Raw genomic sequence first — 17,487 nt, 5'->3', positions numbered from 1 at the left:
AAAGGTTATAAGCATGAACGTCTTGGTTACCGGCGGTATGGGCTACATTGGCAGTCATACTTCGATTCAAATGATTGACGCGGGTATGACTCCCGTTCTCTTCGACAACTTGTATAACAGCAAGTCTTCCGTTCTCGAGCGTATTGAAAAAGTGTCAGGGGTAAAACCTGACTTTATCCAAGGTGATATTCGAGACAAAGCGCTTTTGATAGAGGTGCTTAAGCAACACAATATTCAAGCAGTGATTCACTTTGCGGGTTTAAAAGCGGTGGGTGAGTCGGTTGAAAAGCCGCTTGAGTACTATGACAACAACGTAAATGGTACGCTGGTCTTGGTCGACGCGATGCGTGAGGTGGGCGTGAAGACCTTGGTATTTTCCTCTTCAGCGACGGTTTATGGCGATCCTGCTTCTGTGCCAATTACGGAAGATTTCCCAACTAGCGCAACGAACCCTTACGGCCGCAGTAAACTGATGGTGGAAGAGTGTTTAACGGATTTTCAAAAAGCAAATCCAGATTGGAGTATTACTCTGCTTCGTTACTTTAACCCTGTTGGTTCGCACCCTACCGGTGAGTTGGGCGAGGACCCGCAAGGCATTCCGAACAATTTGATGCCGTTTGTTTCGCAAGTCGCGGTCGGTCGTCGCGAGTACTTATCAGTCTTTGGTAATGATTATCCAACCGTTGATGGCACAGGCGTGCGTGACTACATCCATGTCATGGATCTCTCGGATGGTCATATTGCCGCGCTACAAAAAGTGGGTGATAAGTCAGGTCTGCACATTTACAACTTGGGTACTGGCAACGGGTCAAGTGTACTGGAGATGGTGAAAGCGTTTGAAAAAGCGTCAGGCAAACCAGTACCTTATAAGATTGTTGAACGTCGACCTGGTGACATTGCAGAGTGTTGGGCAGATCCCGCGAAAGCGATGAAAGAGTTGGACTGGAAAGCAACCCGCTCATTAGAGGAAATGACCTCTGATACGTGGCGCTGGCAATCAAACAACCCGCAAGGCTATCCGGAAGTCTGATTTTGCTTTAGTTACAAGAAAGCCACCGCAACTGCGGTGGCTTTTTTACGCGTGATACAAAATAGGCAAAAATTGTGTCAGCGTCAGGAAGTCTTAATCAATCGACTTCCTTATCTTTGCCAAGCGATAGTAGCCATATAGAGATTGCAGCGACGACCGCGAAGCCAGATAAGATGATGAAAGGCATTGCTCCATAACCGAGGATGTGCCAGATAACGGATTCTAATGTACTCATTGTCTGTCTCCTTATTGCCAGCCTTCAACGCCATGCATGTCTGGCAGTTTGTGTGCGATACCTTTGTGGCAATCTACACAAGTCTTTTCGCCAGATGCTAGGGCAGTAGAGTGTTGTTTGGCACTACGAGAACCTTGCTCTGAGAAGTCCATGTATTCGAACTCGTGACAGTTACGGCATTCCAACGAGTCATTTTTCTTCAATCGAGCCCATTCGCGTTCAGCTAGATGAGCGCGGCGCTCTTGAAATTTCTCCGGCGTATCGATCGTTTTGGCAATGAAATGAGCATACAGCTCTTTTGATGCCTGAACTTTACGTACAATCTTATCCGTCCATTCGTGTGGTACGTGACAGTCAGAACAGATTGCTCTAACACCAGAGCGGTTGGAGTAGTGAATGGTTTCTTGTATTTCCGCAACAATCGGTGCGTGACAGCCCGAACAGAACTCTTCGGTGTTGGTTGCTTCCATACCGGTATTGAATGCGCCCCAAAATAGAAGACCACCAGCGAATCCCATAAACAAAACCACACCTACGGCAGCTTTGCTTGGGCTCGTCAGTCTCTTCCAAAACGCTTTTAGTATTTTCATATGCAGCCTCTTAATTACTCACGAACCGCTTATTTAAGCGAGTCTACGCTTTTGAATTCGTTCCCAATCAATGGCTGAGCATTCGCTTGAGGAACGTGACATTGTAGACAGAAGTAACGACGAGGAGACATGTCTGCCAGCACCGCATCTTCGCGGTTCACGTAGTGCGTTACACTGATTTTGGTTGCGCCCATCTCTTTGGCATTTTTCCAGCTGTGGCAGGCAAGACACTTGTTGGCATTGAGAGACACTTCATAGTTACGAATGCTATGAGGGATCAACGGTGGTTGATAGACAAAGCTGCTGTCGAGAACTTGCTCCTTTGGATACTTTTTAAACTCATCTGCAGGACGCGTTGATTCAAGCTCGCTCGCTCCACGTAGCGACTCCAAACCGCCAATACCACCTGGGTTATCAAGTTCTGCTACCGCAACACCGCTCACAAGTGCGCCCACAGATAACAGTGCAATCAGAAATTTTTTCATTATTTTATCTCCGCCTAATGGCTAAATTCTTAGATGTGGCTGCCAATAGTTAGGCAGCCAAGCTCTGATAATTAAGCGATCTTGGTGATCTTAACTGGACACTTCTTAAAGTCTGTCTGTTTAGACAGCGGGTCAGTAGCGTCTAGGATCAGTTTGTTGATCAAGATGCGAGCATCAAAGAATGGTACGAATACCAAGCCTTCAGGTGGACGGTTACGACCACGTGTTTCAACGCGAACACGAACTTCACCACGTTTGTTTGCAATCAGTACTTCTTCACCACGGCGAACGCCACGTTTTTTCGCATCAGCTGGGTGCATGTAACACACTGCATCTGGTACTGCTTTGTATAGCTCAGGTACGCGGCGAGTCATGGTGCCAGTGTGCCAGTGTTCAAGAACACGACCAGTACATAGCCACATATCGTACTCAGAATCCGGCGATTCTGGTGGCGCTTCGTATGGTGCAGAGATAATAAACGCTTTACCATCGGGTTTACCGTAGAAGTCCCAACCGCTGCCTGGTTTCGCATACGGATCTGAGCCTTCTTTGTAGCGCCAAAGCGTTTCCTTACCATCAACCACTGGCCAACGAAGGCCACGAACTTGGTGATATACGTCGTAAGGCGCTAAGTCATGAGCTTTACCTCGTCCGAACGTTGCGTACTCTTCAAATAGACCTTTTTGCACGTAGTAACCGAAGTGATGAGCGTCGTCGTTTAGCTCGCGAGATTCCTCGATAGGGAACTTATTGACCACGCCGTTAGCAAACAGCATGTCATACATGGTTTTACCACGGTATTGAGGCGCTGCCGCTAGTTGTTCTTCTGTCCAAACTTCTTCCATTTTGAAGCGCTTCGAGAATTCCATCACTTGCCACAAGTCAGATTTCGCCTCACCGACAGTACTCACTTGTTGATACCATGCTTGAGTACGGCGCTCAGCATTACCGTAGGCACCTTCTTTTTCGATCCACATGGCTGTTGGAAGAACAAGGTCGGCAGCTTGTGCGGTCGCTGTTGGATATGGGTCAGAACAAACGATAAAGTTTTCTGGATTGCGGTAACCAGGCAAACGCTCACCATTAATATTTGGACCCGCTTGCATGTTGTTGTTACACATTACCCAGTATGCGTTTAGCTTGCCGTCTTTAAGCATGCGGTCTTGAAGGACTGCGTGGTAGCCCGGTTTTGGCGGAATAACACCATCAGGGATATTCCAGATCTTTTCTGCTACTTTACGGTGTTTAGGGTTCGCGACGACCATATCGGCAGGTAGACGGTGCGCAAAGGTGCCTACCTCACGAGCGGTACCACATGCCGATGGCTGTCCTGTTAACGAGAATGGACTGTTACCTGGAGTAGAAATCTTGCCCGTCAACAGGTGCAGGTTATAAATCAAGCTGTTCACCCAAACGCCGCGAGTATGCTGGTTGGTACCCATAGTCCAAAGTGACATCACCTTGGTGTTTGGATCGGCATACTGCTTCGCGAGCTCAAGTAGTTTTTCTTCTGATACGCCTGACATCTCAGCTGATTTTTCGAGCGTATATGGCGCCACGGATTTTTTGTACTCTTCAAAAGTGATTGAAGAAAGCTTACCTGAGTTAGGATTTGCTGCCGCTTTTTGTAGAGGATCATCGTCACGCAAGCCGTAGCCGATGTCCGTTGCAGTTTGCTTGAAGTTGGTATGCTTATTAACGAAATCCCAGTTAACGGCATCTTTTTCAATGATGTAATTGGCAATGTAGTTAGCAATGACCAAGTCTGTTTGTGGCTTGAAAATGTAGCCTTCGTCTGCCAATTCAAAAGAGCGGTGGTAGTAAGTCGATAGAACATTGACTTTAACGTGTGGATGGCTGAGGCGGCGATCTGTAATACGTGTCCACAAAACAGGGTGCATTTCTGCCATGTTTGAACCCCAAAGCACGAAAGAATCGGCAGCTTCGAAGTCATCATAACAACCCATCGGCTCATCGATACCAAACGAACGCATGAAAGCACCTACCGCAGATGCCATACAGTGACGCGCGTTCGGATCAATGTTGTTAGAGCGGAAACCCGCTTTCATCATTTTAGCGACTGCGTAACCTTCCATGACTGTCCATTGGCCAGAGCCAAACATGCCTACACCGGAAGGACCTTGCTTTTTCAGCGCTTCTTTCCATTTCTCGGCCATAGTGTCAAAAGCGACATCCCAAGAAACCGGCGTGAATTCACCTTCTTTGTCGTACTTGCCATCTTTCATACGAAGAAGGGGCTGAGTCAAACGGTCTTGCCCGTACATGATTTTTGAAAGGAAGTAACCCTTAATACAGTTAAGACCCTTGTTTACTGGCGCTTCAGGGTCACCTTGTGTCGCGACCACTTTACCGTTTTGAGTGCCAACAAGAACTGAACAGCCTGTACCACAGAAGCGACAAGGTGCTTTGTCCCACGTAATTTTTGTTTGGTCTTTGCTTGCGATCAGATTGGTCGCTGATGCTGGTAGAGTGATACCTGCGACAGCGGCGGCTGATGCTGCTGCGTTTGCTTTCACAAACGCGCGTCTTGTCATCTTCATACTTCACCCTCGATTTGGGAATAGTTGGTTCCAGTGTTGTTATTGTCCGTGTCTTCGTCTTCTAACCCAGTTTCGATCTGGTGGTAGACGAGGGCGGTGCTCAATACGTTAGGTAGGTTGTTTATGGTCTCAATGGTATCGGTGATGAAGCCTTGATTTTCGGTCTCCAAAACCACCACGATTTTCCCTTCAGGGCTATCACCATAAATCTCTGCGTTGTCGTTTTGCTCTATTTGTGACTTCACCTGGCTAAGGTGTTCTGGCGCGCAGTGTACGACTAGGCTAGAAATGTGCACTTCGTTAAGTGACATACAATGTTTCCGTTGTTGTTCTAATTGCTCACAATGATTGATGATGTTGGGCAAACAGAGACACATGCTCCGCAGCCTGTACAATCATCAAGCTCGATGTTCGGTTGTGCGACTTTGCCAATTTCGAGTTTGAATTTAATGGCCATGGACTCGCACATATCTCCACAGCTTCGGCATTCGACATTTTGGTGCGCCAAACAACTTTCATTGATGGTCGCGTTTGCATTCCACGGTCTATCTTCTTTGGACAGAAAAATCGGTTCAGGGCAGACTTCTGCGCATTGATAGCAAAATGTGCATTCATCGATTGAAAAGTCGACGGTAGGGAACCCGCCATCGCCTTTTCGAATGATGCTTGTTTCACACGCCTGTTCACACTTGCCGCATCGGGTGCACAAATCGGTAAAACGGACGCTTTCCTTGATCCAAGGTAAACGAATTATTGAATCGTCAACTTTAGTTCTAGAGAAAAAACGACGTTTTGCTAAATCGACCACGCATGCTCCCGACCAGTATGTTCTGAAATAAGCCCAGTTGTTATGGGATAAGCATAGTTCAGAAGTTTGTTAATAAGCTGTCATTTACCGACATATAAATTGTAGGTTTTGACATATTTGTATAAATACCCCTTAGGGGTTAATCGCTATGGGTTCTTGTTTCAGATCAATAAATTCCAGCAGGTTTGATCACATATTGGGCGTGTGAGTTAAGATATGGGAAGAATTTGTGATTGTTCAAAGCCTTCCAAACGGTGAAAGAGTGTTTAAAAGTGTGAAAAACTCGGTGACGAGAACCGTTGCCAAGGCGATGGGACTGATCTTGGCTTTGTCTGTTGCGACGACGAGTTTTGCGATCATTACCTTAGCCTCAAGTCTCAATGACGCAGAAGCCGTCAACGTGGCAGGCTCGATGCGTATGCAGAGCTATCGTTTAGCCCATGATATTCAAACCCAGTCTGTTGATTATCCTTCCCATATTCAGATGTTTGAACGCTCTATCTATTCGCCCTCAATGAAGGCGCTGCAAGGTTGGACCGTGCCAAGTGACATCACCCATGATTACTACAGCTTAATCATGCGTTGGCATGAGCTTAAGCAGGTACTAAAAAGCCAAGATCGAGAGCGCTACCTGGTGTTGGTGGAAGGCTTCGTTAACCAGATCGATGCGTTCGTCTTTAAGTTGCAGAATTTTTCTGAACAGAAATTGATCAAACTTGCTTGGGTCGGCGGGTTAGGGCTGGGTGGCATTCTGATCGTTAGTCTGTTTGTCGTTCATTACATTCGCAAGCAGATTGTTCGTCCGTTAAATGCACTGGTGCGTGCCAGTGAGCAAATTAAATCACGATCATTCGATGTAGAACTGAATGTCTCTAGCGATAACGAAATGGGAATCTTAACGCGCACGTTCAATACGATGGCAGCGGATCTTGGCAAGCTCTATCGCGGACTTGAAAAAGCGGTCAATGAAAAGACCCAAAAATTGCAACACGCCAACGACTCGCTCAAAGTACTGTACAAATCTTCCCAAGAACTCACCGCATCGCGTATTGGTCAGGACAATTTCGAAGCGATTCTAGCTCATATTGTCAGTCTCGAAGGGATCAGTGCTGTGAAACTCGAAATTACTGCTGAGGGTGAGCGACCGCTTGTGTTAACGCAAGGCGAAGCGTGCAGTGGCTGTGAGAATTCTTGTCAGAGCAAGGCGTTATCATTAGATGGCGTTGAGCTCGGGACCTTGTATTGGAAGGTCGCGCTGCCGTGCCCAGATCAAGCGTTGATTGATAACTTCGTTCAGATACTGTCGCGTGCCGTCTATTATAATCAGGCTCAACGTCAAGCTGAACAGCTGTTGTTGATGGAAGAGCGTGCCACGATCGCAAGAGAGCTGCATGACTCGCTTGCTCAATCTCTTTCCTATCTAAAGATTCAAGTATCATTGCTTAAACGGAGCATGGCAAAACTGCCAGAGTCACCTCAATTGGAAAAAACAACGCCAATCCTCGCTGAGCTCGATACTGGTCTATCTGCGGCTTATACTCAGTTACGGGAGTTGCTCACCACCTTTAGGCTGACAATCAAAGAAGGCAGTTTTGGCCACGCATTAACGGAAATGACAGAGCAACTGGCGGAGCAAACTAACGCCGAGATTAAGTTGAGCAATGAATTATCGTCCATTGAGCTCGATGCCAATCAACAGGTTCATTTGTTGCAGTTGATCAGGGAAGCCACCATCAACGCAATCAAACACGCAAATGCGAAAAATATTACTATTCAGTGCCATGAGACAGAGACTAAAGTTGTCGTATCCATCCTTGACGATGGACAAGGGTTCGATCAATCGGTTGAGAAGTTGAATCACTATGGCATGAGTATTATGCACGAGCGAGCGTCTCGCCTTTGTGGAACGCTCGCGGTAACGAGTCAAGCCAATCAAGGCTGTGAAGTATTGTTAGAATATCCGAAAACTAAGGAACCAAACATTGACCGAATGTAGAGTATTACTTGTGGATGACCATCCACTCATGAGGCGAGGAATCCATCAACTACTTAGCTTTGAGGATGAGTTTGACGTCGTCGCAGAAGCGAGTAATGGTGCCGATGCCGTGGCGAAAAACCACGAGTGTAAACCCGATCTCGTGCTACTTGATTTGAATATGAAAGGCATGTCTGGCTTAGATACCTTGAACGCTCTTCGGGCTGATGGCTGTGACGCTACCATCGTTATTTTAACGGTGTCAGATAGCCCTGCGGATATTGAAGCCATTGTTAAAGCGGGAGCAGATGGCTATTTGCTAAAAGATACCGAGCCTGATGAACTAGTTGAATTACTAAAAGTATCGTTACGCGGTAACAAAGCGTATAGCAAAGAAGTCGCCAAGTACCTTGCTGAGCGCGAAAATAGCACCGATGCTTTTGATGAGTTAACGGATCGTGAGATGCAAATTTTAAAAGAAGTGGCGAAAGGGTATCGAAACAAGCAGATTGCTGACACGCTGTTCATTTCTGAATCTACGGTCAAAGTTCATATGAAAAGCTTACTCAAAAAGTTGAGCGTACCGTCGCGTACGGCGGCTACTGTTATGTACTTAGAGCGCTATGGCGAAATAAAATAGCCATTAAACACAAAAGGGCGCATCGAGCGCCCTTTTTACTGCAATAGGGATTATGCGGCCATAGGTACCAATACGAGCGTGCCAAAGATCACGGTTATCAAGCCACACAGTACTGGGACAGAAGTACGTTTCACCACCTCAAACGGGCTTATTTTACCCATTCCCGAGGTCGCAACCACAACGCCCGACACAGGAGAAACCGTGCGACCAAGGTTAGAGGCTTGAAGCATCGGGATAATCAAAAACGCTGGGTTTAATCCCATCTTAGCGGCTAGCGCAGGCGCAAGTTCAACAAACGCATAGAATGGCGCGTTGCCAGAGCCCGTTGCAATAGCAGCAGCAACCGTTAAGCCAGTCAAGATGAGCATCAGTGCAATGCCACCTGCGCCAGCCGTTTCCGCAAGGTGAAGCAAGTTATCAATTGCGCCAATCGACATTAGACCTTGAGCAAACACCCCAGCCGCTACTAATAGCATGACAACGCCTTTAAACGCATCGGCCATCCCTTCATAACAAGACTCTAAATCTTCGAGCGTTTCCTTGCCCTTGAAGCGCTTAGTGACGAAGTCTACCAAGGCACCGAGGAAAATCGACAACACGACTATGGTGTAAATATCGAGCTTTAAACCTTCAATCGTACGACCGTTAAACAGAAATACGCCAACAATCGGTAAGAAGGGTAATACCGCGTAGTAGGCTGGCGCTTTTACTTCGATTGCTGACACATCCACGCGTTCCATTGGCGAGTTGTCTTTTTTATCTAGGTATTTGTTCCAGAAGAATGCCGCAGCAGCCATGACGATAATCGCGCAGATCGACACAGGTAGAACGGTTTGTACCGCGAAGACATCTAAATCTAACCCTGATTTTTCAGCGGCAATCACCACGTCACCAGAGGTAGGAGATAAGATAATAGCCGCTGGAGACGCGCACACAGCAACAGCCGCAGGGCGCGAAATGCCCATCGCCGTCATCATCGGGAATAGGGTTGCCATTAATAAGACACCAAGCCCAGTCGCTGAACTGACCGCAAGAGACATCAAACAAGCGACAATGTAAGCGGCAACAAGCAGTACATAAGGTGATTTGATGACTGACAACGGCTTGGAAAACTGTTTAACAACGACATTGTTTGCGCCGATGTGAGTCATGTAGGATGCGAAACCACAAAGCAACATGATTTGCATACCCAAACCGCCACCACGATATTGAAGCATGTATTTCACATACTCCAGTGAATCCGTGACCATATTGCCGGTCGACGCGATTTTAGCAGGGAGAACGGTATGTCCGAGTAAACCTGTGAGAATAAGAAGAATTAAACCGGCAGTTAGAAGTACACCTGCAGGCTTGTAGCCTTTAACGATAAAGTAACCGACAGCTACTGTTACCGCTAAGCCAATGAGAAGCTCCAGCATAGTAATCACCCTAGTATTGTTGGATTTGTATAAAACTGTTTCAAACTGTGAACAGCAATGTACAAAAATTCGCTAATCAGTACGAGTGCAACTTCTAGTGCTCATGATCTAGAACAATAAATTAATAAAAGTAAAAATAGTGGACATAATAACTGTATTGTTATTGTTTGTTAGATGTTAATAATACGCTGCTTTGCTGTCTGAAATCGATAGAAGAGAGCGTTAATTAGAAGGTAGAACAATCTTGGCGGGTAACATGACTGGCATCGCTAGGTGAAAGCCTTGGTAAAGGTCAATGTTAAGTGCACGCATCGCGTTTAGTTGCTGTGCGGTTTCGATACCTTCAATCACGGTTTGGGCGCCAATACGTTTCGCAAGCTGTAAGGCACTGAGTAGAGGGGCGTGATCACCAGAGCAATACTGGAGGAGCAGTGATCGATCCATTTTTAATATGTGCGGTTTTACTTGAAGCACACGCGCTTCGGTAGAGGCATTCACGCCAAAATCATCAATGGCGACATTGAACCCATTTTGGTTGAGCTTTTCCATCGCCGTTTCCAAATAGCGCAGATTTTCACAATCGAGTTCGATGAGCTCCATAACGATTTGAGAGTTTTTAAGCCCTAGGTGCTGAATTCGGCTCGCGAGCAAACCGTTTTTAAGATCTTCTGTCGCGAGCCTCTCTCCGGCAATAGGCAATACATTGAGAAATAGCTGCTTATGGCGGAAATCGGACTGAGCAAAGTTGCGAAGATGGATAACGCGGCTAAGGCGTTCAACATTGATCTTGTCTTCGTAGCAAAAGGTATCAGAGCAAAAGAAGTGGTCAGGTCGGATAGGATTGCCGTTGGCATCTTTGATTCGGACTAAGGCTTCGACGCCGAATATGGACTCATCGATGTCAAAAATTGGCTGATAAACACTCGAGAGAGTGAGCCCGTTATAGTTTGCGATAAACTGGTGCTCGGCGGTCGTTTCTAAGCAGTGTTGGAATTGACTTTTGCTTGTGAGAATCATTAAACAGCAGACCTCGGTCCCTTAGCGTATGACATAATGCGTGTCGTTCGACATAATATTGACAATGTCGTAAATTTGTCAATTCTTTCTTCAGTTTGTTGCCTTATCTACAGCGCTCCTCGCACTGGAAACAGTTTTCAAGACATTAAACAGTCAAACAACCACGGCTAGCGTTCATCGAAGAAATCTTTGTTGCGAATGTACTTTGACATCAGATGATAAGAGAACGGTCTTATTACCCAAGATGCAACAGAACGACCTAAACGAATCAGCGTCGGTGTGTTCTCATAAATCTTACCATTGTAAAGCCACAATTGTTTACCCACATGCAGGTATACGCCGGGTAGAGGTGGAAGGAATGTCACGATATCGAGATCACAACAAATTCGGTACGTCTTGTGGCTCAATGAGTACTGCTTTTTCATCATGAAGCCGCCAAATGCTGGCTGACCAAAGGTGACCACACGCTTAACCGATTTCGCACGCTGTTTTTCGAACGCATCAGCCAAAATGCAGGCGATCGCGCCCCCGGAAGAGTGCCCAGTAAAGGTAACGCGCTTTCCGTTTTCTAATAGAGGCTGCAAAATGTTGGACAGTGTTTGGTAAACATTTAGCGGATGGGGAGAGTGGCCATGTTTAGCGATACTCGGTTGGGTAATTTGTTGCAGGTAGCCAGAATGAACGGGATAGTTAAGCTTCAAACAGTGGGCCTTGCGTTGCCACAAATGCAGATTGAGCAACCAATCTTGCGGGTTGTGGGAGCCTTTAATGACGACAATGACTTCATCATGATCGTTTTTCCATAAAACGCGCATCATGGGTTGGCCGAATCGATTGTAGACAATACGCTGACCTTTTGGTGCAAAGCCGTAGCGCGTGTGTTTTAGCACCCGTGAATAGGCTAGGTTACAGAGTACGGCGTATTTTTCGTATTGGTATCGCTTGAGTTTCTTCACATGGCGTTTGAGTGGTCAGCGCATAGCAAACAGTATGCGAGTGTTACGTGACGCATTTGTGACAGGCTAACTGAGCTGGATGACAGAAAACAGTTGGATGTACTTCCTAACGAGTTGTTGATCGTTTGAGCGTTTAAGCGGATGCGTAAACTTTACGTAGTAGGGGCTGAGGGCAAATTGTTGTTCTAACGTTCGTGACAATTGTGATTCGCTCTCAAATAGACTGATACCTTGGGTCTTGTATTCGTCTATCTCATCGGGCAGTTGTCCTGTCCACCAGTGAAGCAGCTCTCGGCTAGGTTTGCTTCGAGTAATCCAATGATCGGTCAACAGCAATAGAAGATCATTCGGCTGAACGGCATAGCCATACTCAGCTTGCCACTGCGCAATGGTTTTAAACTGTTTGTTTCTACATGAGTTTCCAGCACTGACCAAATGGGAGGTAAGAATCCAAACGGTGCCGACTTCCGAAGTGACCCGATAATGGTGTGGATAGTCAGTGGAGGCAGCGGTTTCGAGGGACTGGTAATCGTAACTGTGGCCGAACTCTTTTAATGTTCTAGACAGGCGGCGTGCAAAAGCCAAGCCCAAATGATGTTCACTCATTCCGCGATTATGAATGGTTGGATAGTGCTTTTCACACAGTTTCATGCAATCTGCTTGAAACTCATTCACGCTTTGAATTAACACATCCAATAACAAGGCAACACTCTCCCTAGGTCCCAGTTTTCGAGCTTACAGTAACATGGCGTTGATAAACTCAGTTACACTTATTGTCCAAAAAATTGCATAGAGTTAGGGGTTTATGTCTAAGATTGAATTTACGTCACAACAAAAACAAGCGATGGCTAAAGACCTTCAGGACTATCTCGAACAAGAGCTTGATGTCGAAATTGGCCAGTTTGATGCCGATTTTTTGCTGGATTTTATCTCTGATAAGTTTGGTGCTACTTTTTACAACCAAGGAGTAAAAGATGCACAGGCGATTATGGAGAAAAAGATGCTGGATATTGCTGATGAGCTTTATGAGATAGAACAGATTAGCCAATATTGAGGTGCCTTTTCTATCACGCAATTCGTTCCATCAAATTTTTCGAACGAGATCATCAAGGGTAAGAGATTTCCCCAGTGTAAATAATGGTAAATAATCTGTTACACACAAGGGGAGATAACTATTCTCATGTGATAAAGAGATTCATTTAACTTGGAAACTGTAATGAAGTCGGAAGTCAAAAACTATAATGTGGTTGCTCGTGCTGTGCACTGGTCATCTGCTCTGGTCGTGATTGGTATGTTTGCTGTTGGGCTGTGGATGGTTGATTTGTCCTACTACAGCGAATGGTATCGGACAGCACCACACTGGCATAAATCGATTGGCATTTTACTCGCCGCATTAACTCTATTCCGTTTGGTTTGGAAACATGTTACGCCGTCACCAAAAGTAGAAGGCAGTGCGATTGAAAAAGCGGGAGCGAAGATTGTTCACCTCGCAATGTACGCAACTCTACTACTGTTGTTTGTTTCCGGTTACTTAATCTCGACAGAGGATGGTCGCGGTATTGATGTGTTTACATGGTTTACTGTGCCTGGTGCGGGAGCGTTGTTTGAAAACCAAGCAGACACCGCAGGCCTTATCCACTTTTACGCAGCATGGGCTCTGATAATAATGGCTGCGGCCCACGCCCTTGCTGCATTGAAACACCACTTTATTAACAAAGACAACACGCTACGCAAAATGATAGGAGCTTCAAAATGAAAAAAACGTTATTTGCTACAGGACTGGCTATGGTGATGGCACTGCCTTTTGGTGCAAGCGCAGCGGACTACGTTATTGATACAAAGGGCGCGCACGCGTCAGTAAACTTCAAAGTGAGTCACCTTGGTTATAGTTTCATCAAAGGTCGTTTTAATAAATTTGATGGTGAATTCTCTTATGACCCAGCGAATGTTGCGGCATCGAAGGTGACAGTAAACGTTGACACTCGCAGTTTGGATTCAAACCACGCAGAGCGTGACAAGCACATTCGCAGTTCAGATTTCATTGATGCATCGAAGTTTTCAACCGCTACGTTTAAGAGCACGAGCGTGGTTGACAAAGGCGACGGTAACTTAGAAGTAACAGGTGATCTGAGCCTACACGGTGTAACTAAGCCAATTACCATCGATGCGGAGTTTATCGGTGCAGGTCAAGACCCATGGGGTGGTCAACGTGCAGGTTTCTACGGCACAACGCGTCTAGAGTTGGCTGATTTCAACATCGCAGTAATGGGCACTTCAAGCTACGTTGATATGGAACTGCATGTAGAAGGTATTCAGAAGTAATTCCACTTACCTCCAAAAAACAAAGAAAGCCCTCAACCTAAGTGGTTGAGGGCTTTTTTGGTCAAGCGACTTATTTCCCGACCAAATTTCCTAGCGTTTTTGACGTTGTTTTTCTATTCGTTATGCACTTTCTAATTCGCGTTCTGTGTCGACCAACGTTACGCGGTCACCGTAAACGTTACGTAGTGAAGAGAGTACGTTTTCACGGGTGACCACTCCAACAAACTGACCATTCTCAATCACAGGAAGTACATGCGGTTTGCTTACTTTCATGCTCTTTGCGCGCTCTTCAAGAGATAGCGTGGTGAATTGTGTCGCGATGCCCATGCTGGTGGTTGGGTAAAGCTGCTCTTTATCAACACATAGGTATTCAGCGACATCGACCAGTTTATCTTTCGCATCAATTGCCACCACATCACGAGACATCAGATCGACAACTTTTTGTCCTTGAGTAGGAATGTAGTCTTGGCACCACAAATCAACCATCACATCATGCGCTGAGAAGAAACCAACCAAGCGTCCTTCGATATCAACAACCGGCGCGCTGATCAAATGGTTATCTAATAATGTGTCGATTGCAGCAGGTGTGGTCATTTCTGCGCCCAAAGTAATTGGAGCAGGGTTCATGATATCTTTTACAAGGATAGTTGTGTTCATAGTGGTTTCCTTAACTGACGTAATGTTAGTGGTTTTAGTAATTGAAGCGACTTGCGCTGCTTTTAGTTGTGGTCGGCGGTAGATACACCAGTTGGCAAGCCCAACCAGTACAGCACCACCAACGATGTTGCCAAGTGTCACGGGAATAAGGTTCGCTGTGACAAATTGATAGATATTTAAGTCCGCATATTGAGCGGGGGTCGCGCCGATTTGAGTCCAGAATGCCTCGGGCGCAAAGTTTTGAATCACGATACCTAGCGGGACCATAAACATGTTTGCGACGCAGTGTTCAAAGCCACTGGAGACAAACATAGCGACGGGCATAATGGTCATGGCTGCCTTGGTCATCGCGTTTGCGCTACTGAACGTGAGCCATATAGCTAAGCAGACCAGCAAGTTACACAGTACGCCTAATGCAAAGGCTTGGACTGTCGTGTGGTGCAGTTTGTGTTGCGCGATATTAAGTGCATTTAATCCCCACTGGCCGTGGTCCATCTGGTACAAGCCTGCCGCCGATACGATGGTGAGCAGTAACATGGCACCAATAAAGTTACCAACGTAGACCTTGCCCCACACACTCAGCATCTTGGTAAAGCTGATCTGTTTGTTCGCCCATGAAATGCTCGATAGCACAGAGCTCGTAAACAGTTCACCGCCGCAAATCACGATGAGGATCAAACCCATACTAAATGCCAGTCCGCCTGCTAATCGGCTTAGGCCCCAGCCCGTCTCGGTGCTACCCGTTGTAACGGTTATATAGAAAAGAAAGGCGAGTCCTATAAACGCCCCTGCCATGACAGCAAGGCTTAACGTCATGCCACTACTTTTCTTTGCTTTGCTTAACGCAAACTTCTCGGCTTCCGCCATCATCTCGATGGGAGAGAAGTATTGGTGGTTAGTTTGAGCTTGTGTCATTGCCGCTCCCCGGTAAAAAACATACATACCTCCTGATGTTCACAAGGCTTTATCGCCGTTGCCAATTCAGATTACGGTTGGAGTAGGTAGAGGTAAAATTGATAATTTTTAAAATCCTCATCAAAAATATTGATATGGATTGGAGAGGGCGTAAAATGAAACCCAATGCGTATTTGTCAGTGTTTTCAAATACGTGCTGAAGCTAGGTAAAAGAGATTATAAGAACAGGGATAGGAGTCCTATGCGTTACTCATTAAAACAACTTGCTGTCTTTGATGCCGTTGCAGATACGGGGAGTGTGAGCTTAGCGGCTGACAAACTCTCGCTGACGCAATCGGCGACAAGCATGTCGTTATCGCAACTCGAGAAAATGTTGGGCAGACCGCTGTTCGAGCGTCAAGGAAAACAGATGGCGCTGACCCACTGGGGAATGTGGTTACGTCCAAAGGCAAAGCGCCTTCTCCAAGATGCGCAGCAAATAGAAATGGGCTTTTATGAGCAGCATTTGCTCAGTGGTCACCTCAAACTTGGTGCCAGCCAAACGCCCGCCGAACACTTAGTCCCAGACCTTATCAGTATTATTGATAACTCGTTTCCTGAGATGAGAATTTCCTTAAAGGTCAAAAGTACCGACAGCGTGATCCAAGGGGTTATCGACTACAAATATGACCTAGGCATTATAGAAGGGCGCTGTGACGACAATCGACTGCATCAAGAAGTGTGGTGTCGAGATCACTTAACCGTTGTGGCGGCGGCTCATCACCCCTTCGCGCTGCAAGAAAAGGTCAGTTTGGCACAGTTAGAGCAAGCCAAATGGGTACTTCGAGAGCACGGAAGTGGCACTCGCATGATTTTTGATAGCTCCATTCACCATTTGATTGAAGATTTGGATGTCTGGCGTGAATACGAACATGTACCCGTACTGCGCAGCATGGTCGAGCATGGTCAATATCTTACCTGCTTACCTTACCTCGATGTTGAAAGGCATATTGACAGCGGTCAACTGGTTGCGCTGAACGTGCCTGAACTCAATATGGAGCGTACGCTTTCGTTCGTATGGCGTGCAGACATGGTTGAAAACCCGTTGGTTGAATGTATTAAGCGCGAAGGGTTGAGGATGATGAAGGGAAAACCTAGCGTTTTATAATAAATTTGGTATTACCGATATCTGTTGAAATATCGATTGCATCACGTAATTCTTGGTAAATATGATATTTGTTACCTAAATAGTGTGATCTAAGTATTACTCATTGCTATCAATTCTTCTTAATATGCGTACTTGTACTTTTGATGTGTCTGAGCACACGTAACGAGGCGTTATGAGCACACTAGTCGCGATTGCATTAACAACGGGTATTCTATCTGGCTTATGGGGATGGCTTGCCATTTCACTTGGACTTCTTTCTTGGGCCGGATTTTTAGGGTGTACCAGTTATTTTGCTTCACCTACCAGTGGGTTTAAGGGGTTAATACAAAGTTTGCTAACCAACATGACCGGTGTATTTTGGGCAATGGTCATTATCCATGCTTCACAATATGCGTCGTTGGAAATTTTGGGTTACGTCATCACTGCTGTTGTCGCATTTTTAATGTGCATGCAGGCGACGCAAAGCTTACTTACCTACATTCCTGGTACGTTCATTGGCTGTTGTGCAACTTTCGCCGCTTCAGGTGACTGGAAACTGGTTATCCCTTCGCTCATTTTGGGTGGCATTTTCGGTTATTTGATGAAAGCGAGTGGTTTATGGCTACATCAAAAGGCTCACCAAACGCAATCAAGTGCTGAGCTTGCGCCTAGAGCTTAATTGTGTGATCAAATTCTGCCTGATGGATTTGGTCAACCCCCGATTGATTTGTATCTGATTCGATACGCGGCAT

Annotated in this window: 19 protein-coding genes; 8 read left to right on the top strand and 11 right to left on the bottom strand. The window is 46.1% G+C overall.

Annotation, left to right across the window (positions count from 1 at the left end; all coding sequences use genetic code 11):
• The first annotated feature begins 13 nt into the window (after positions 1 to 13).
• Complete coding sequence (gene galE, locus RJ47_RS01150) at positions 14 to 1,030, top strand: UDP-glucose 4-epimerase GalE (protein WP_039480623.1); 1,017 nt, start codon at positions 14 to 16, stop codon at positions 1,028 to 1,030.
• Positions 1,031 to 1,127: 97 nt separating this feature from the next.
• Here the strand turns inward: galE and RJ47_RS20740 are convergent, their stop codons facing one another.
• The 6 genes from RJ47_RS20740 to napF form a co-directional block, all read right to left on the bottom strand.
• Positions 1,128 to 1,265: a TIGR02808 family protein gene (locus RJ47_RS20740; protein WP_005473113.1), complete on the bottom strand. Its 138-nt coding sequence runs from the start codon at positions 1,263 to 1,265 to the stop codon at positions 1,128 to 1,130.
• A gap of 11 nt (positions 1,266 to 1,276) precedes the next feature.
• Positions 1,277 to 1,855: a NapC/NirT family cytochrome c gene (locus RJ47_RS01145; protein WP_005473261.1), complete on the bottom strand. Its 579-nt coding sequence runs from the start codon at positions 1,853 to 1,855 to the stop codon at positions 1,277 to 1,279.
• A gap of 29 nt (positions 1,856 to 1,884) precedes the next feature.
• Positions 1,885 to 2,340 carry a nitrate reductase cytochrome c-type subunit gene (locus RJ47_RS01140; protein WP_005473252.1) on the bottom strand — a complete coding sequence of 152 codons (456 nt, stop codon included), beginning with the start codon at positions 2,338 to 2,340 and terminating at the stop codon, positions 1,885 to 1,887.
• Positions 2,341 to 2,411: 71 nt separating this feature from the next.
• Complete coding sequence (gene napA, locus RJ47_RS01135) at positions 2,412 to 4,901, bottom strand: periplasmic nitrate reductase subunit alpha (RefSeq protein WP_039480620.1); 2,490 nt, start codon at positions 4,899 to 4,901, stop codon at positions 2,412 to 2,414.
• Positions 4,898 to 5,212 (bottom strand): chaperone NapD, encoded by a 315-nt coding sequence (locus tag RJ47_RS01130; RefSeq protein WP_038136794.1) that lies wholly within the window; start codon positions 5,210 to 5,212, stop codon positions 4,898 to 4,900. Before RJ47_RS01130 ends, napA begins: the two co-directional genes overlap by 4 nt.
• 20 nt (positions 5,213 to 5,232) lie before the next feature.
• Complete coding sequence (napF, locus tag RJ47_RS01125; RefSeq protein WP_039480618.1) at positions 5,233 to 5,709, bottom strand: ferredoxin-type protein NapF; 477 nt, start codon at positions 5,707 to 5,709, stop codon at positions 5,233 to 5,235.
• 262 nt (positions 5,710 to 5,971) lie between these two features.
• Between napF and narQ the strand changes: the two genes are divergently transcribed.
• Together narQ and RJ47_RS01115 are read left to right on the top strand one after the other, a co-directional pair.
• A complete protein-coding gene (narQ, locus tag RJ47_RS01120; protein WP_039481614.1) occupies positions 5,972 to 7,705 on the top strand; it encodes a nitrate/nitrite two-component system sensor histidine kinase NarQ in 1,734 nt (577 codons plus the stop codon).
• Positions 7,692 to 8,324 carry a response regulator gene (locus tag RJ47_RS01115; RefSeq protein ID WP_039480615.1) on the top strand — a complete coding sequence of 211 codons (633 nt, stop codon included), beginning with the start codon at positions 7,692 to 7,694 and terminating at the stop codon, positions 8,322 to 8,324. The genes narQ and RJ47_RS01115 overlap by 14 nt, the downstream gene beginning before the upstream one ends.
• 50 nt (positions 8,325 to 8,374) lie before the next feature.
• Here RJ47_RS01115 and dcuC read toward each other — a convergent pair whose 3' ends face one another.
• The 4 genes from dcuC to RJ47_RS01095 form a co-directional block, all read right to left on the bottom strand.
• Positions 8,375 to 9,742, bottom strand: coding sequence for an anaerobic C4-dicarboxylate transporter DcuC (gene dcuC / locus RJ47_RS01110; RefSeq protein ID WP_005473305.1), 1,368 nt, complete (start codon positions 9,740 to 9,742; stop codon positions 8,375 to 8,377).
• Between the two features lie 222 nt (positions 9,743 to 9,964).
• Positions 9,965 to 10,759 (bottom strand): EAL domain-containing protein, encoded by a 795-nt coding sequence (locus RJ47_RS01105; protein ID WP_039480612.1) that lies wholly within the window; start codon positions 10,757 to 10,759, stop codon positions 9,965 to 9,967.
• A gap of 167 nt (positions 10,760 to 10,926) precedes the next feature.
• On the bottom strand, positions 10,927 to 11,715 hold the full coding sequence (locus RJ47_RS01100; protein ID WP_039480609.1) for a lipase family protein: 789 nt from the start codon (positions 11,713 to 11,715) through the stop codon (positions 10,927 to 10,929).
• Positions 11,716 to 11,781: 66 nt separating this feature from the next.
• Positions 11,782 to 12,417 carry a hypothetical protein gene (locus RJ47_RS01095; protein ID WP_038136811.1) on the bottom strand — a complete coding sequence of 212 codons (636 nt, stop codon included), beginning with the start codon at positions 12,415 to 12,417 and terminating at the stop codon, positions 11,782 to 11,784.
• Between the two features lie 103 nt (positions 12,418 to 12,520).
• Between RJ47_RS01095 and RJ47_RS01090 the strand changes: the two genes are divergently transcribed.
• From RJ47_RS01090 to RJ47_RS01080, 3 genes are all read left to right on the top strand, one after another.
• Positions 12,521 to 12,769, top strand: coding sequence for a DUF2164 domain-containing protein (locus RJ47_RS01090; RefSeq protein WP_039480606.1), 249 nt, complete (start codon positions 12,521 to 12,523; stop codon positions 12,767 to 12,769).
• A 162-nt stretch (positions 12,770 to 12,931) separates the two neighbouring features.
• Positions 12,932 to 13,471 carry a cytochrome b gene (locus tag RJ47_RS01085; RefSeq protein WP_039480602.1) on the top strand — a complete coding sequence of 180 codons (540 nt, stop codon included), beginning with the start codon at positions 12,932 to 12,934 and terminating at the stop codon, positions 13,469 to 13,471.
• Positions 13,468 to 14,037 carry a YceI family protein gene (locus tag RJ47_RS01080; RefSeq protein WP_005473202.1) on the top strand — a complete coding sequence of 190 codons (570 nt, stop codon included), beginning with the start codon at positions 13,468 to 13,470 and terminating at the stop codon, positions 14,035 to 14,037. Before RJ47_RS01085 ends, RJ47_RS01080 begins: the two co-directional genes overlap by 4 nt.
• Before the next feature lie 120 nt (positions 14,038 to 14,157).
• Here RJ47_RS01080 and focA read toward each other — a convergent pair whose 3' ends face one another.
• Entirely contained in the window at positions 14,158 to 15,609 is a 1,452-nt protein-coding gene (focA, locus tag RJ47_RS01075) for a formate transporter FocA (RefSeq protein ID WP_039480600.1), read from the bottom strand.
• Positions 15,610 to 15,850: 241 nt separating this feature from the next.
• Between focA and RJ47_RS01070 the strand changes: the two genes are divergently transcribed.
• Together RJ47_RS01070 and RJ47_RS01065 are read left to right on the top strand one after the other, a co-directional pair.
• The gene (locus RJ47_RS01070; RefSeq protein ID WP_005473250.1) at positions 15,851 to 16,756 is read left to right on the top strand and encodes a LysR substrate-binding domain-containing protein; all 906 of its coding nucleotides are present in this window, start codon (positions 15,851 to 15,853) and stop codon (positions 16,754 to 16,756) included.
• Between the two features lie 172 nt (positions 16,757 to 16,928).
• Positions 16,929 to 17,414, top strand: coding sequence for a DUF1097 domain-containing protein (locus RJ47_RS01065; RefSeq protein ID WP_005473221.1), 486 nt, complete (start codon positions 16,929 to 16,931; stop codon positions 17,412 to 17,414).
• Positions 17,415 to 17,487: the final 73 nt, after the last annotated feature.

Source organism: Vibrio sinaloensis, from assembly GCF_000808535.1.
Taxonomy (GTDB): Bacteria; Pseudomonadota; Gammaproteobacteria; order Enterobacterales; family Vibrionaceae; genus Vibrio; species Vibrio sinaloensis_D.
Note: the sequence above shows the minus strand (reverse complement) of the source record. Positions and strands in the feature narration are given on the sequence as shown.

What these genes read in the sequence shown, in the direction of transcription:
- RJ47_RS01090 (WP_039480606.1), top strand. Translation starts at nt 12,521, where the DNA reads ATGTCTAAGATTGAATTTACGTCACAACAAAAACAAGCGATGGCTAAA.
- RJ47_RS01105 (WP_039480612.1), bottom strand. Translation starts at nt 10,759, where the DNA reads ATGATTCTCACAAGCAAAAGTCAATTCCAACACTGCTTAGAAACGACC.
- napA (WP_039480620.1), bottom strand. Translation starts at nt 4,901, where the DNA reads ATGAAGATGACAAGACGCGCGTTTGTGAAAGCAAACGCAGCAGCATCA.
- RJ47_RS01070 (WP_005473250.1), top strand. Translation starts at nt 15,851, where the DNA reads ATGCGTTACTCATTAAAACAACTTGCTGTCTTTGATGCCGTTGCAGAT.
- dcuC (WP_005473305.1), bottom strand. Translation starts at nt 9,742, where the DNA reads ATGCTGGAGCTTCTCATTGGCTTAGCGGTAACAGTAGCTGTCGGTTAC.
- focA (WP_039480600.1), bottom strand. Translation starts at nt 15,609, where the DNA reads ATGACACAAGCTCAAACTAACCACCAATACTTCTCTCCCATCGAGATG.
- RJ47_RS01080 (WP_005473202.1), top strand. Translation starts at nt 13,468, where the DNA reads ATGAAAAAAACGTTATTTGCTACAGGACTGGCTATGGTGATGGCACTG.
- RJ47_RS01085 (WP_039480602.1), top strand. Translation starts at nt 12,932, where the DNA reads ATGAAGTCGGAAGTCAAAAACTATAATGTGGTTGCTCGTGCTGTGCAC.
- galE (WP_039480623.1), top strand. Translation starts at nt 14, where the DNA reads ATGAACGTCTTGGTTACCGGCGGTATGGGCTACATTGGCAGTCATACT.
- RJ47_RS01140 (WP_005473252.1), bottom strand. Translation starts at nt 2,340, where the DNA reads ATGAAAAAATTTCTGATTGCACTGTTATCTGTGGGCGCACTTGTGAGC.
- RJ47_RS20740 (WP_005473113.1), bottom strand. Translation starts at nt 1,265, where the DNA reads ATGAGTACATTAGAATCCGTTATCTGGCACATCCTCGGTTATGGAGCA.
- RJ47_RS01145 (WP_005473261.1), bottom strand. Translation starts at nt 1,855, where the DNA reads ATGAAAATACTAAAAGCGTTTTGGAAGAGACTGACGAGCCCAAGCAAA.
- RJ47_RS01065 (WP_005473221.1), top strand. Translation starts at nt 16,929, where the DNA reads ATGAGCACACTAGTCGCGATTGCATTAACAACGGGTATTCTATCTGGC.
- RJ47_RS01130 (WP_038136794.1), bottom strand. Translation starts at nt 5,212, where the DNA reads ATGTCACTTAACGAAGTGCACATTTCTAGCCTAGTCGTACACTGCGCG.